The 15466-nt window shown below is 57.6% G+C and carries 12 protein-coding genes and 1 tRNA gene; all 13 read left to right on the forward strand.

The features are described 5' to 3' along the window. Positions 1-147: EF-Tu C-terminal domain-related protein (locus LO50_RS24180; protein WP_487006726.1), on the forward strand; the 147-nt coding region annotated here is incomplete at its 5' end. Positions 148-198: 51 nt separating this feature from the next. Continuing rightward, positions 199-274 (forward strand) — tRNA-Trp (locus LO50_RS13145). A gap of 42 nt (positions 275-316) precedes the next feature. Next, positions 317-685: a preprotein translocase subunit SecE gene (gene secE, locus LO50_RS13150; protein ID WP_014821639.1), complete on the forward strand. Its 369-nt coding sequence runs from the start codon at positions 317-319 to the stop codon at positions 683-685. 9 nt (positions 686-694) lie between these two features. Beyond that, positions 695-1228: a transcription termination/antitermination protein NusG gene (gene nusG, locus LO50_RS13155; RefSeq protein ID WP_014821638.1), complete on the forward strand. Its 534-nt coding sequence runs from the start codon at positions 695-697 to the stop codon at positions 1226-1228. 110 nt (positions 1229-1338) lie between these two features. Further along, the gene (gene rplK, locus LO50_RS13160) at positions 1339-1770 is read left to right on the forward strand and encodes a 50S ribosomal protein L11 (protein ID WP_003280820.1); all 432 of its coding nucleotides are present in this window, start codon (positions 1339-1341) and stop codon (positions 1768-1770) included. Further along, entirely contained in the window at positions 1770-2465 is a 696-nt protein-coding gene (gene rplA / locus LO50_RS13165) for a 50S ribosomal protein L1 (RefSeq protein ID WP_023445635.1), read from the forward strand. The genes rplK and rplA overlap by 1 nt, the downstream gene beginning before the upstream one ends. Positions 2466-2656: 191 nt before the next feature. Further along, positions 2657-3157 carry a 50S ribosomal protein L10 gene (gene rplJ, locus LO50_RS13170; protein WP_003280824.1) on the forward strand — a complete coding sequence of 167 codons (501 nt, stop codon included), beginning with the start codon at positions 2657-2659 and terminating at the stop codon, positions 3155-3157. A gap of 74 nt (positions 3158-3231) precedes the next feature. Further along, a complete protein-coding gene (gene rplL / locus LO50_RS13175) occupies positions 3232-3600 on the forward strand; it encodes a 50S ribosomal protein L7/L12 (RefSeq protein WP_003293014.1) in 369 nt (122 codons plus the stop codon). 213 nt (positions 3601-3813) lie between these two features. Continuing rightward, positions 3814-7884, forward strand: a complete 4071-nt coding sequence (gene rpoB / locus LO50_RS13180; protein WP_014821636.1) for a DNA-directed RNA polymerase subunit beta — start codon at positions 3814-3816, stop codon at positions 7882-7884. Between the two features lie 65 nt (positions 7885-7949). Further along, a complete protein-coding gene (gene rpoC, locus LO50_RS13185; RefSeq protein ID WP_014821635.1) occupies positions 7950-12149 on the forward strand; it encodes a DNA-directed RNA polymerase subunit beta' in 4200 nt (1399 codons plus the stop codon). 140 nt (positions 12150-12289) lie between these two features. Continuing rightward, a complete protein-coding gene (gene rpsL, locus LO50_RS13190) occupies positions 12290-12661 on the forward strand; it encodes a 30S ribosomal protein S12 (RefSeq protein ID WP_003280832.1) in 372 nt (123 codons plus the stop codon). Positions 12662-12759: 98 nt separating this feature from the next. Continuing rightward, positions 12760-13230: a 30S ribosomal protein S7 gene (gene rpsG / locus LO50_RS13195; protein WP_003280834.1), complete on the forward strand. Its 471-nt coding sequence runs from the start codon at positions 12760-12762 to the stop codon at positions 13228-13230. Positions 13231-13260: 30 nt separating this feature from the next. Beyond that, positions 13261-15381 carry an elongation factor G gene (fusA, locus tag LO50_RS13200; RefSeq protein ID WP_044315283.1) on the forward strand — a complete coding sequence of 707 codons (2121 nt, stop codon included), beginning with the start codon at positions 13261-13263 and terminating at the stop codon, positions 15379-15381. Positions 15382-15466: the final 85 nt, after the last annotated feature.

Consider the following 15466-nt stretch of genomic DNA (forward strand, 5'->3'; position numbering starts at 1 on the left):
GGCGTTGAGATGGTAATGCCGGGCGACAACGTGAAAATGGTTGTCACCCTGATCAAGCCGATTGCCATGGAAGACGGCCTGCGCTTCGCAATTCGCGAAGGTGGTCGTACCGTTGGTGCTGGCGTGGTTGCCAATATCGTCGAATAACGATTGATCTGTTTGAAGCGGGTCGGCATAATAGTCGGCCTGACTCTTTCTAGGCCAGTAGCTCAATTGGCAGAGCGGCGGTCTCCAAAACCGCAGGTTGGGGGTTCGATTCCCTCCTGGCCTGCCATTTTCAATATCGAATTTGGCAGTCTTTACAAGGTTCTAGCAGATGAATATCAAAGCTGAAGCCAATGACGCGCGCTTCGATCTGGTGAAGTGGCTTGTTGTGGCTGCTTTGGTGGTGGTTGCTGTGGTTGGTAACCAATACTACTCCGCTGAGCCGATTCTCTATCGTGTCCTTGCAGTGCTGGCGATAGGCGTAGTTGCTGCGTTTGTTGCTTTGCAGACGTCCAAAGGGCGTTCGTTCGCTGTGTTGCTGAAAGAAGCGCGTGGCGAGATTCGCAAGGTCGTCTGGCCGACCCGTCAAGAAACCACGCAGACAACGTTGATCGTTGTTGTTGTTGTTTTGGTGATGGCGCTGCTGTTGTGGGGGCTTGATTCCCTGCTCGGTTGGTTGGTCTCCATGGTTGTTGGTTAAGGGTGTCTCGTGGCTAAGCGTTGGTATGTTGTGCATGCTTACTCGGGTTACGAGAAGCACGTCATGCGCTCTCTTGTTGAGCGTGTCAAGCTTGCCGGCATGGAAGATGAGTTCGGCGAGATTCTCGTTCCCACCGAAGAGGTGGTCGAGATGCGTAACGGGCAGAAGCGCAAGAGTGAGCGAAAGTTCTTCCCTGGTTACGTTCTGGTTCAGATGGAAATGAGTGAGGGTACTTGGCACCTCGTCAAGGATACTCCTCGAGTAATGGGTTTCATTGGTGGTACGGCTGACAAGCCGGCACCCATTACCGATAAAGAGGCCGAGGCTATCCTTCGTCGCGTTGCTGACGGAAGTGACAAGCCGAAGCCGAAGACGCTCTTCGAACCGGGTGAGGTGGTGCGGGTGGCGGATGGCCCCTTCGCTGACTTCAATGGTGTGGTTGAAGAGGTTAATTATGAGAAGAGTCGGATCCAGGTCGCGGTTCTGATCTTCGGTCGCTCTACGCCAGTAGAGCTGGAGTTCAGTCAGGTCGAGAAGGTTTAACTGAACGAAGCATCCCTCACCCCGCAGTTTCAGGCTGCGGGGTTTTGTCGTCACTGGGATAAATCAGTAATGGGGAGCCGAAAGGCGCTATAACCCGTAATGGAGTAAATATGGCTAAGAAAATTCAAGCTTACATCAAGCTTCAGGTAAAGGCCGGTCAGGCTAACCCGTCGCCGCCCGTTGGTCCTGCCTTGGGTCAGCACGGCGTAAACATCATGGAGTTCTGCAAGGCATTCAATGCCAGGACCCAGGGCCAGGAGCCCGGTCTGCCAACTCCAGTGATCATCACTGTATACAGCGATCGTAGTTTCACCTTTGAAACCAAGAGTACTCCGGCTGCGGTGCTGCTGAAGAAAGCTGCTGGTATCACCAGCGGTTCCGCTCGCCCCAACACCCAGAAGGTCGGCACCGTCACTCGTGCGCAGTTGGAAGAGATCGCCAAAACCAAGCAGGCTGATCTGACTGCTGCCGAAATGGAGGCTGCTGTTCGGACCATCGCTGGTTCCGCTCGCAGCATGGGCCTGAACGTGGAGGGTGTGTAATGGCTAAGTTGACCAAGCGCCAGAAGGCTATCGCCGAGAAAGTCGAAGCCGGCAAGCAGTACGCTTTCGAAGATGCCGCAAAGCTGTTGGCTGAGGTTTCGGCTGTTAAGTTCGCCGAGTCGTTCGATATCGCGATCAATCTGGGTGTTGATCCGCGTAAATCCGACCAGGTCGTTCGTGGCGCAACCGTTCTGCCGAATGGTACTGGCAAGAGCGTTCGTGTTGCCGTGTTCACTCAGGGTCCCGGTGCTGAGGCCGCACTGGCCGCTGGCGCAGATCGCGTTGGTATGGACGAGCTGGCTGCCGAAATGAAAGGTGGCGATCTGAACTATGACGTAGTCATCGCCTCGCCGGACGCCATGCGTGTTGTTGGTCAGTTGGGCCAGATTCTTGGTCCGCGTGGTCTGATGCCAAACCCGAAGGTAGGCACCGTAACTCCAGATGTCGCTACCGCCGTCAAGAATGCCAAGGCTGGTCAGGTACGTTTCCGTACCGACAAGAACGGCATCATCCATACCTCGGTGGGTAAGGTTGGTTTCGAGGCTGGCCAGCTGAAGCAGAACGTCGAAGCGCTGCTTTCGGATCTTAAGCGTCTGAAGCCGTCGACTTCCAAAGGTATTTACGTCAAGCGCGTGACCCTGAGCACCACCATGGGTCCGGGACTGGTCATCGATCAGGCTTCCCTGGAAGCGTAAGGCGACGGCGCCCCTTCGGGGGCGCCTGCAAAGATTGGGGTCCCTGCCTGGCGGGGGCTATCCAAGACCGTAGGCGGCGAAAGCCTTAAACCGCAAGCCTACGCAGAGGTGCTCCCGATTCGTACCGAATCAGACACCAAATCCAGTCCGGTTTCGACCGGATGAAACGGTAACATCCAGGAGTGTAACCCGTGGCAATCAAACTCGAAGACAAGAAGGCCATCGTCGCTGAAGTCAACGAGGCTGCCAAAGCCGCCCTGTCCGCTGTCGTGGCTGATGCCCGTGGCGTGACCGTGGGGGCCATGACCGGACTCCGTAAAGAGGCCCGCGAAGCTGGTGTTTACGTGCGTGTTGTACGTAACACCCTGCTGCGCCGCGCTGTTGATGGCACGCAGTTCGAAGTGCTCAATGACGTGTTCAAAGGCCCGACCCTGATTGCGTTCTCCAACGAACATCCGGGCGCTGCTGCTCGTATCTTCAAGGAGTTCTCCAAGGGTCAGGACAAGTTCGAGATCAAGGCCGCTGCGTTCGAGGGGCAGTTCCTCGCAGCCAACCAGATCGACGTACTGGCAACTCTGCCGACCTACGACGAAGCCATTTCTCAGCTGATGAGCGTTATCCAAGGCGCCACCAGCAAGCTGGCTCGTACACTGGCGGCCGTTCGCGACCAGAAAGAAGCTGCTGCCGCGTAATAGCGTAGATTCTTTCGCAATCACTTTTTGAATTAGATGGCCGTAGGCCGTCACCTAATACAGGAACTAGAGTCATGGCTCTGACCAACGAAGATATCATCAACGCCGTTTCCGAAATGTCCGTGATGCAGGTTGTTGAACTGATCAAGGCAATGGAAGAAAAGTTCGGCGTGACCGCTGCTGCTGCCACCGTTGCTGCTGCTGGCCCGGCTGCTGCTGCTGTCGAAGAGCAAACCGAGTTCACCATCGTTCTGGCTGAAGCTGGCGAAAAGAAGGTCAACGTGATCAAGGCTGTTCGCGAGCTGACCGGTCTGGGCCTGAAAGAAGCCAAGGCTGTCGTTGACGGCGCCCCGGGCGTGGTCAAGGAAGGCGTTTCGAAAGAAGAAGCCGAAGCAGCCAAGAAGACTCTGGAAGAAGCAGGCGCCAAAGTCGAGCTCAAGTAAGCGACGACTTTGCGTCTACAGCCCGAGCGACTCGCGAAAGGCTGATGGCTGGTGGCTTTTGCCACCGGCCTTTTTCCGTTATGGAAAGTCAGCCCTGCTGGCTATTCCTCGGAAAGCCACTTTAGGGTGGTGCGAATCAAGGGATTCGCAAGATTTTCTGGCTGCTCCCGTCGGGAGAAGCCAACAAGCAGGTGACCAAGCTGGGGAACGCTGATGGCTTACTCATACACTGAGAAAAAACGTATCCGCAAGGACTTTAGCAAGTTACCGCACGTGATGGACGTGCCGTATCTTTTGGCCATCCAGCTGGATTCGTACCGCGAATTCCTGCAGGCGGGAGCGACCAAAGATCAGTTCCGCGACATTGGCTTGCATGCAGCCTTCAAATCCGTTTTCCCGATTATCAGCTATTCCGGCAATGCAGCGCTGGAATACGTCGGCTATCGCCTGGGCGAGCCGGCTTTCGATGTCAAGGAATGTGTCCTGCGCGGCGTGACCTTCGCCGTTCCGCTGCGCGTCAAGGTGCGCCTGATCATTTTCGACAAAGAGTCGTCGAACAAGGCCATCAAGGACATCAAGGAGCAGGAAGTCTACATGGGGGAAATCCCCCTGATGACCGAGAACGGTACCTTTATCATCAACGGTACCGAGCGCGTTATTGTCTCCCAGCTGCACCGCTCGCCGGGCGTGTTCTTCGATCACGACCGTGGCAAGACTCACAGCTCCGGTAAGCTTTTGTATTCTGCTCGTATCATTCCTTACCGTGGCTCTTGGCTGGACTTCGAATTCGATCCGAAGGATGCCGTATTCGTCCGTATCGATCGTCGCCGCAAGCTGCCCGCTTCGGTACTTCTGCGCGCTTTGAATTACAGCACCGAAGAAATTCTCGATGCCTTCTACGACACCAACATCTTCCATGTGAAGGGCGAAACCCTTGCGCTGGAGCTGGTGCCGCAGCGTCTGCGTGGCGAGATCGCCACGTTCGACATCAAGGATGAGAACGGCAAGGTCATCGTCGAGCAGGGGCGTCGCATCACGGCTCGTCACATCAATCAGCTCGATAAGTCCGGTATCAAAGAGCTTGAGATGCCGATGGACTACGTCTTGGGGCGCACCGTTGCCAAGGCGATCGTGCATCCGGCCACCGGCGAAATCATCGCGGAGTGCAACACCGAGCTGACGGTTGATGCCATGGCGAAGATCGTCAAGGCTCAGGTCGTTCGTTTCGAGACCCTGTACACCAACGATATCGACTGCGGTCCGTTCATTTCCGATACGCTGAAGATCGACTCGACCACCAACCAGCTTGAAGCGCTGGTCGAGATCTATCGCATGATGCGCCCTGGCGAGCCGCCAACCAAGGATGCAGCCGAGACGTTGTTCAACAATCTGTTCTTCGCCTCGGAGCGCTACGACCTGTCCGCTGTGGGTCGGATGAAGTTCAACCGTCGTATCGGTCGTACCGAGATCGAGGGTTCGGGCGTTCTGAGCCGCGAAGACATCGTCGCCGTCCTCAAGACCCTGGTCGATATTCGTAACGGCAAGGGCATCGTTGACGACATCGATCACCTGGGTAACCGTCGTGTTCGTTGCGTTGGCGAGATGGCCGAGAACCAGTTCCGCGTTGGTCTGGTCCGTGTCGAGCGCGCCGTCAAGGAGCGTCTGTCGATGGCCGAAAGTGAAGGCCTGATGCCGCAGGACCTGATCAATGCCAAGCCGGTTGCGGCGGCGGTCAAGGAGTTCTTCGGTTCCAGCCAGCTTTCGCAGTTCATGGACCAGAACAACCCGCTGTCGGAAATCACCCACAAGCGCCGTGTCTCCGCACTTGGCCCGGGTGGTCTGACCCGTGAGCGCGCCGGCTTCGAAGTGCGTGACGTACACCCGACCCACTACGGTCGCGTATGCCCGATCGAGACTCCTGAAGGTCCGAACATCGGCCTGATCAACTCACTGGCTGCCTATGCTCGCACCAACCAGTACGGCTTCCTGGAAAGCCCGTACCGCGTGGTCAAGGAAGGCGAGGTCACTGATGAGATCGTGTTCCTCTCGGCGATCGAAGAAGCCGACCATGTTATTGCTCAGGCCAGCGCCAAGCTGGAAGGTCGCAAGCTGGTCGACGAACTGGTTGCTGTACGTCACTTGAACGAATTTACCGTCAAGGCTCCCGAAGACGTGACCCTGATGGACGTGTCGCCCAAGCAGGTCGTTTCCGTCGCTGCCTCGCTGATTCCGTTCCTCGAGCACGACGACGCCAACCGCGCTCTGATGGGCTCGAACATGCAACGTCAGGCGGTGCCGACTCTGCGTTCGGACAAGCCGCTGGTCGGTACTGGTATGGAGCGCAACGTGGCGCGCGACTCCGGCGTTTGCGTGGTTGCCCGTCGTGGCGGTGTGATCGATTCAGTCGACGCGAGCCGTGTAGTCGTACGTGTTCATGATGGGGAGGTCGAGACCGGCGAAGCGGGTGTCGACATCTACAACCTGACCAAGTACACCCGTTCCAACCAGAACACCTGCATCAACCAGCGTCCGCTGGTTCGCAAGGGTGACGTGGTGGAGCGTGGCGACATCATGGCTGACGGCCCTTCCACTGATATGGGGGAGCTGGCGCTCGGGCAGAACATGCGCGTCGCGTTCATGCCTTGGAACGGCTACAACTTCGAAGACTCCATCCTCCTCTCGGAGCGTGTGGTTCAGGAAGATCGTTTCACCACTATCCATATCCAGGAACTGACCTGTGTGTCGCGTGACACCAAGCTCGGTCCAGAGGAAATCACCGCGGACATCCCGAACGTGGGCGAAGCGGCGCTGAACAAGCTGGACGAGGCGGGTATTGTCTACGTTGGTGCCGAAGTCGGCCCGGGCGATATCCTGGTCGGCAAGGTGACTCCGAAAGGCGAAACCCAGCTGACTCCGGAAGAGAAGCTCCTGCGCGCGATCTTCGGTGAGAAGGCGTCCGATGTGAAGGACACCTCCCTGCGTGTGCCGACTGGCACCAAAGGTACCGTTATCGACGTGCAGGTCTTCATCCGCGACGGTGTCGAGCGCGACTCCCGTGCGCTGGCTATCGAGAAGATGCAACTCGACGAGATCCGCAAGGACCTCAACGAGGAGTTCCGTATCGTCGAAGGCGCTACCTTCGAACGCCTGCGCTCGGCTCTGGTTGGCGCGACTGCCGAGGGCGGTGCCGGCCTCAAGAAAGGTGCTGTCATCACTGACGAGATCCTTGACGGGTTGGAGCATGGGCAGTGGTTCAAGCTGCGCATGGCCGAAGATGCGCTGAACGAGCAATTGGAAAAGGCTCAGGCCTACATCTCCGATCGCCGTCAGCTGCTCGACGACAAGTTCGAAGACAAGAAGCGCAAGCTGCAGCAGGGCGACGACCTGGCGCCGGGCGTACTGAAGATCGTCAAGGTCTACCTGGCGATCAAGCGTCGCATCCAGCCGGGCGACAAGATGGCTGGTCGTCACGGTAACAAGGGTGTCGTCTCGGTGATCATGCCGGTCGAAGACATGCCGCATGACGCCAACGGCACACCGGTCGATATCGTGCTCAACCCGCTTGGCGTACCGTCGCGTATGAACGTCGGTCAGATCCTCGAAACCCACCTGGGCCTCGCCGCCAAGGGCCTGGGCGAGAAGATCAATCTGATGCTCGAAGAGCAGCGCAAGGTCGCCGAGCTGCGCAAGTTCCTGCACGAGATCTACAACGAGATCGGCGGCCGTCAGGAAAATCTGGACGACCTGAGCGATCAGGAAGTGCTGGACCTGGCCAACAACCTGCGCAAGGGCGTTCCGATGGCTACTCCGGTATTTGACGGAGCCAAGGAGCGCGAGATCAAGGCCATGCTGAAGCTGGCTGATCTGCCAGAAAGCGGTCAGATGCAGCTGTTCGACGGTCGTACCGGCAACAAATTCGAGCGCACCACCACGGTCGGCTACATGTACATGCTCAAGCTGAACCACCTGGTCGACGACAAGATGCACGCGCGTTCCACCGGTTCCTACAGCCTGGTTACCCAGCAGCCGCTGGGTGGTAAAGCCCAGTTCGGTGGTCAGCGTTTCGGGGAGATGGAGGTTTGGGCGCTGGAAGCCTATGGCGCCGCGTACACCCTGCAGGAAATGCTCACGGTCAAGTCGGACGACGTGAACGGGCGGACCAAGATGTACAAGAACATCGTGGACGGCGATCACCGTATGGAGGCCGGCATGCCGGAGTCCTTCAACGTGTTGATCAAAGAGATCCGCTCGCTCGGTATCGATATCGATCTGGAAACCGAATAACCACGCACCGCCTGCGCGGCGCCCGGCACTGGCCGGGTGTCGCAGGTCCGTGAGGAGGAAAGGCCTTGAAAGACTTGCTGAATCTGTTGAAAAACCAGGGTCAAATCGAAGAGTTCGATGCCATCAAGATTGCCCTGGCTTCGCCCGAGATGATCCGTTCCTGGTCCTTCGGTGAAGTAAAGAAGCCGGAAACCATCAACTACCGTACGTTCAAGCCGGAGCGCGACGGTCTGTTCTGCGCCAAGATCTTTGGTCCGGTAAAGGACTACGAGTGCCTGTGCGGTAAGTACAAGCGCCTCAAGCACCGCGGTGTCATCTGCGAGAAGTGTGGTGTGGAAGTCGCACTGGCCAAGGTACGCCGCGAGCGCATGGCGCACATCGAGCTGGCTTCGCCGGTCGCCCACATCTGGTTCCTGAAGTCGCTGCCGTCCCGTATCGGTCTGCTGCTGGACATGACTCTGCGCGACATCGAGCGCGTGCTCTATTTCGAAAGCTATGTCGTCATCGATCCGGGCATGACTACCCTGGAGAAGGGTCAGCTGCTTAATGACGAGCAGTACTTCGAAGCGCTGGAAGAGTTCGGTGACGACTTCGATGCCCGCATGGGTGCCGAGGCTGTGCGCGAGCTGTTGATCCAGATCGACCTGGAGCACGAAATCGGTCGCCTGCGCGAGGAAATCCCGCAGACCAACTCCGAAACCAAGATCAAGAAGCTCTCCAAGCGGCTGAAGCTGATGGAAGCGTTTCACGGCTCGGGCAACCTGCCGGAGTGGATGATCCTCACCGTGCTGCCAGTACTGCCGCCGGATCTGCGTCCGTTGGTTCCGCTGGATGGCGGTCGTTTCGCGACTTCGGATCTCAACGATCTGTATCGCCGCGTGATCAACCGTAACAACCGTTTGAAGCGTCTGCTCGACCTGTCGGCGCCGGACATCATCGTGCGCAACGAGAAGCGCATGCTGCAGGAAGCCGTCGATGCGTTGCTGGATAACGGCCGGCGCGGTCGAGCCATCACCGGCTCGAACAAGCGTCCGCTGAAGTCCCTGGCTGACATGATCAAGGGTAAGCAGGGTCGCTTCCGTCAGAACCTGCTCGGTAAGCGCGTGGACTACTCCGGTCGTTCCGTGATCACCGTGGGTCCGACTCTGCGTCTGCATCAGTGCGGTCTGCCGAAGAAGATGGCTCTCGAGCTGTTCAAGCCGTTCATTTTCGGCAAGCTCGAAATGCGCGGCATGGCCACCACCATCAAGGCGGCCAAGAAGATGGTAGAGCGCGAGTTGCCCGAGGTCTGGGACGTTCTCGCCGAAGTCATTCGCGAACACCCCGTCCTGCTCAACCGCGCACCGACCCTGCACCGTCTGGGTATCCAGGCGTTTGAGCCGGTGCTGATCGAAGGCAAGGCGATTCAGCTGCACCCGCTGGTCTGCGCCGCGTACAACGCCGACTTCGACGGTGACCAGATGGCCGTGCACGTGCCGCTGACCCTGGAAGCCCAGCTCGAAGCGCGCGCGCTGATGATGTCGACCAACAACATCCTTTCGCCAGCCAACGGCGAGCCGATCATCGTTCCGTCGCAGGACGTGGTTCTGGGTCTGTACTACATGACCCGTGAAGCCATCAACGCGAAGGGTGAAGGCCGGGTCTTCGCGGATCTGCAGGAAGTCGACCGTGTCTTCCGCGCCGGCGAAGCGTCGCTGCACGCCCGGGTGAAGGTGCGCATCAACGAAACCATCAAGGATCGTGACGGCAGCATCACCAAGAACACCCGTATCGTCGACACCACTGTGGGGCGCGCGCTGCTGTTTCAGATCGTGCCGGCCGGCCTGTCGTTCGACGTGGTCAACCAGCCGATGAAGAAGAAGGCAATCTCCAAGCTGATCAACCTGTGCTACCGCACTGTTGGCTTGAAGGACACTGTGATCTTCGCCGACCAGCTGATGTACACCGGTTTCGCCTACTCGACTATCTCCGGTGTTTCCATCGGCGTGAATGACTTCGTCATTCCGGATGAGAAAGCACGCATCATCGATGCGGCAACCGAGGAAGTTAAGGAGATCGAAAGCCAGTACGCTTCCGGCCTGGTAACCCAGGGCGAGAAGTACAACAAGGTGATCGACCTTTGGTCCAAGGCCAACGATGAAGTTTCCAAGGCGATGATGGCCAACCTCTCCAAGGAGAAGGTCATTGATCGTGATGGTAACGAAGCCGAGCAGGACTCGTTCAACTCGATGTACATGATGGCCGACTCGGGCGCGCGGGGTTCCGCTGCGCAGATTCGCCAGCTCGCCGGTATGCGTGGTCTGATGGCCAAGCCGGACGGCTCGATCATCGAAACGCCGATTACCGCGAATTTCCGTGAAGGTCTGAACGTACTCCAGTACTTCATCTCCACTCACGGTGCTCGTAAGGGTCTGGCGGATACCGCTCTGAAAACCGCGAACTCCGGTTACCTGACTCGTCGTCTCGTCGACGTTGCGCAGGATCTCGTGGTCACGGAGGTCGATTGCGGTACCGAGCAGGGCCTGTTCATGACCCCGCACATTGAAGGCGGTGACGTCGTCGAACCGCTGGGTGAGCGCGTACTTGGCCGCGTGATCGCGCGTGACGTGCTCAAGCCGGGCACCGATGATGTACTGGTGCCGGCTGGTACGTTGGTCGACGAGCAGTGGGTCGACTTCATCGAGCTGAACAGCATCGACGAAGTGGTCGTGCGTTCGCCGATTTCCTGCGAAACCCGCTACGGTATCTGCGCCAAGTGCTACGGCCGCGACCTGGCCCGTGGGCATCAGGTGAACATCGGTGAGGCAGTGGGCGTTATCGCTGCGCAGTCCATCGGTGAGCCGGGTACTCAGCTGACCATGCGTACGTTCCACATCGGTGGTGCGGCCAGCCGTACTTCTGCTGTCGACAACGTCATGGTGAAGAACGGCGGCACCATTCGTCTGCATAACCTGAAGCACGTTGAACGTGCCGATGGTGCGCTGGTGGCGGTATCCCGCTCCGGTGAGCTGGCGGTGGCTGACGACTTCGGCCGTGAGCGCGAGCGCTACAAGCTGCCGTACGGCGCGGTGATTTCCGTCAAGGAAGGCGACAAGGTCGATGCGGGTGCTGTGGTCGCCAAGTGGGACCCGCACACTCACCCGATCGTCACCGAGATGAAGGGTGTCGTGACCTTCGTCGGCATGGAAGAGAACATCACCATCAAGCGCCAGACCGACGAGTTGACCGGTCTGACCAACATCGAAGTGATGGATCCTAAGGACCGTCCGGCATCGGGCAAAGACATTCGCCCAGCGATCAAGATGGTCGACGCAAATGGTAAGGAACTGCTGCTGCCGGGTACCGACGTGCCTGCTCAGTACTTCCTGCCGGCTAACGCCCTGGTGGGTGTGGCTGACGGTGCCGAGATCAACGTGGGTGACGTCATCGCACGTATCCCGCAGGAAACTTCGAAGACCCGCGATATCACCGGTGGTCTGCCGCGCGTTGCTGACTTGTTCGAAGCACGTCGTCCGAAGGAGCCGTCCATCCTGGCGGAAATCAGTGGTACGATTTCCTTCGGTAAGGAAACCAAGGGCAAGCGCCGCCTGGTGATCACGCCTACAGACGGCAGCGATCCGTACGAGGAACTGATTCCGAAGTGGCGTCACCTGAACGTCTTCGAAGGCGAGCAGGTGAACAAGGGCGAGGTCATCTCTGATGGCCCGAGCAACCCGCATGACATCCTTCGTCTCTTGGGTGTCAGTGCGCTGGCCAAGTACATCGTCAATGAAATTCAGGACGTGTACCGTCTGCAAGGCGTGAAGATCAACGACAAGCACATCGAGACCATCCTGCGGCAAATGCTGCGCAAGGTTGAGATCAGTGAGTCGGGCGATTCCAGCTTCATCAAGGGTGACCAGATGGAGCTGACCCAGGTATTGGAAGAAAACGAGCGTTTGAGCGACGACGACAAGTTCGTCTCCAAGTACGTCCGCGTTCTTCTGGGTATCACCAAGGCATCGTTGTCGACCGAGTCGTTCATTTCTGCGGCGTCGTTCCAGGAGACAACGCGTGTTCTGACCGAGGCTGCCGTTACTGGCAAGCGCGATTATCTGCGCGGTCTCAAGGAAAACGTAGTCGTGGGTCGCCTGATTCCAGCTGGTACGGGCCTGCAGTATCACAGCGAGCGTAAGCGCAAGCGTGAAGCCGACAAGCCCGTTCGCGTGAGCGCCGATGAGGTCGAAGCAGCTCTGACCGAGGCGTTGAACTCCAGCGGTAACTAAAGTGCTTGGCCTCGGTTACAAGCCGGGGCCTGCCTTGACGGTGGGCGAGAAGCTCTTTAGACTCTCGTACCCCTAATTTGGCGGGGCTTCGTGCCCTGCCATTTTTCGTTTGTGTCGAAAGACAACAGTGGAGCTAGTAGATGGCAACTATCAACCAGCTGGTACGTCAGCCGCGTAAGCGGGTCGTCGAGAAAAGCGACGTCCCTGCGCTGCAAAACTGCCCGCAACGTCGTGGCGTGTGCACTCGTGTGTACACCACCACGCCGAAGAAACCGAACTCTGCACTTCGTAAGGTTTGCCGTGTTCGTCTGACCAATGGCTATGAAGTCGCCTCGTACATCGGCGGTGAAGGTCACAACCTGCAAGAGCACAGCGTGGTGCTGATCCGTGGCGGTCGTGTAAAAGACCTTCCGGGTGTGCGTTACCACACCGTGCGCGGCTCGCTGGATACTTCCGGCGTGAAAGACCGTAAGCAGGGTCGTTCCAAGTACGGCGCCAAGCGTCCGAAGTAAGCAGCATTTCTATTTATTTGAGTCGATAAGAGTAAGGTCGGACGTAGCCTGTGCGTTACCGTTCCGAGCTAACCTGAAGACCGTTTGAGGGCTTATCAATGCCAAGACGTCGTGTAGCAGCCAAGCGCGAGATCCTTGACGATCCGAAATACGGAAGTCTGATCCTGGCCAAGTTCATGAACCACGTGATGGAAAGCGGCAAGAAAGCCGTTGCCGAGCGTATCGTTTATGGTGCCTTGGACAAGGTGAAGGAGCGCAAGAACAGCGATCCCCTGGAAATCTTCGAAAAAGCACTCGATGCCATCGCTCCGCTGGTCGAAGTCAAATCCCGCCGTGTTGGCGGTGCTACCTACCAGGTTCCGGTCGAAGTTCGTCCTTCCCGTCGCAATGCCCTGGCCATGCGCTGGCTGGTAGACGCTGCGCGCAAGCGTGGCGAGAAATCCATGGCGCTGCGCCTTGCAGGCGAGCTTATGGATGCTTTTGAAGGTAAAGGCGCTGCAGTCAAGAAGCGTGAAGACGTGCACCGTATGGCTGAAGCCAACAAGGCCTTCTCGCACTACCGCTTCTAAATCAAGCGCAACTTTTACGAGGACCTTATTGTGGCCCGTACTACCCCTATCAACCGCTACCGTAATATCGGTATCTGCGCCCACGTCGACGCGGGCAAGACCACCACGACGGAGCGGATTCTGTTCTACACCGGCCTCAGCCATAAGATGGGTGAAGTGCATGACGGTGCAGCGACTACCGACTGGATGGTTCAGGAGCAGGAGCGTGGTATTACTATTACCTCTGCTGCTGTAACGACCTTCTGGCAGGGTTCGCGCGGTCAGTACGACAACTATCGCGTCAACGTCATCGATACTCCCGGCCACGTTGACTTCACCATTGAAGTGGAGCGCTCGCTCCGCGTTCTCGATGGTGCTGTGGTTGTATTCTGCGGTACTTCCGGCGTTGAGCCGCAGTCCGAGACCGTATGGCGTCAGGCCAACAAGTACGGTGTTCCGCGTATCGTCTACGTGAACAAGATGGACCGCCAGGGAGCCAACTTCCTGCGCGTAGTTGGTCAGATCAAGCAGCGACTGGGTCACACCCCGGTGCCGGTTCAGCTCGCCATTGGTTCCGAAGAGAACTTCGAAGGTCAGATCGATCTGATCAAGATGAAGGCCATCTACTGGAACGATGAGGACAAGGGCACCAGCTACCGTGAGGAAGAAATTCCGGCAGAGCTGATGGAACTCGCCGAAGAGTATCGCTCGAACATGATCGAGGCTGCGGCCGAGGCCAATGAAGAGCTGATGAACAAGTATCTCGAAGGTGGTGAGTTGACCGTCGAAGAGATCAAGGCTGGTCTGCGTCAGCGCACCATTGCTTGTGAAATCGTTCCTGCGGTCTGTGGCTCCTCGTTCAAGAACAAGGGCGTGCCTCTGGTTCTCGATGCCGTTATCGACTTCCTGCCTGCGCCGACTGAAATTCCCGCTATCCAGGGCGTAAACCCGGATAACGAAGAGCTGACCGATGAGCGTTACGCCAACGATGAAGAGCCTTTCTCCGCTCTGGCGTTCAAGATCGCTACCGACCCCTTCGTCGGTACCTTGACCTTCGCTCGCGTCTACTCCGGCGTTCTCTCTTCCGGTGACTCGGTGATGAACTCGGTCAAGGGCAAGAAGGAGCGCGTGGGTCGGATGGTGCAGATGCACGCCAACCAGCGTGAAGAGATCAAGGAGTGTCGCGCGGGTGATATTGCTGCTCTGATCGGCATGAAGGATGTCACCACGGGTGACACGCTCTGCTCGATCGACAAGCCGATCATTCTCGAGCGCATGGACTTCCCTGAGCCGGTAATTTCGGTAGCCGTTGAGCCGAAGACCAAGGCTGACCAGGAGAAGATGGGTATCGCGCTGGGCAAGCTGGCTCAGGAAGATCCATCGTTCCGTGTTCAGACCGACGAAGAAACTGGTCAGACCATCATCTCGGGTATGGGTGAGCTTCACCTCGACATCCTTGTCGATCGTATGCGTCGCGAGTTCAACGTCGAAGCCAACATCGGCAAGCCGCAGGTGTCTTACCGCGAAACTATCACCAAGGACAATGTCGAGATCGAAGGTAAGTTCGTTCGTCAGTCCGGTGGTCGCGGCCAGTTCGGTCATTGCTGGATCCGTTTCTCCACTCCAGACGTGGATGAAAAGGGCAATATCACTGAAGGCTTGGTGTTCACCAACGAAGTGGTAGGTGGTGTGGTTCCGAAGGAATACATCCCGGCGATCCAGAAGGGTATCGAAGAGCAGATGAAGAACGGCGTTGTCGCCGGCTATCCGCTGATCGGCCTGAAGGCTACCGTGTTCGATGGTTCCTACCATGACGTCGACTCTAACGAGATGGCGTTCAAGGTTGCAGCTTCCATGGCGACCAAGCAGCTGGCCGGTAAGGGCGGCGGTAAAGTGCTTGAGCCGATCATGAAGGTTGAAGTAGTGACCCCTGAAGACTACATGGGCGATGTAATGGGTGACCTGAACCGTCGTCGTGGTCTGATCCAGGGTATGGAAGACTCGGTCTCCGGCAAGGTTATCCGTGCCGAGGTTCCGCTTGGGGAAATGTTCGGTTATGCAACCGACGTTCGTTCCATGTCTCAGGGTCGCGCGAGCTACTCCATGGAATTCTCCAAATACGCTGAGGCGCCGGCGAATATCGTCGAGACGCTCGTCAAAAAACAAGGTTGATTCAGCCCTTTAAGTAAGAGGTTTACTGTCGTGGCTAAGGAAAAGTTCGAACGTAACAAACCGCACGTCAACGTCGGCACCATTG

Source organism: Stutzerimonas stutzeri (assembly GCF_000935215.1).
Classification (GTDB): domain Bacteria; phylum Pseudomonadota; class Gammaproteobacteria; order Pseudomonadales; family Pseudomonadaceae; genus Stutzerimonas.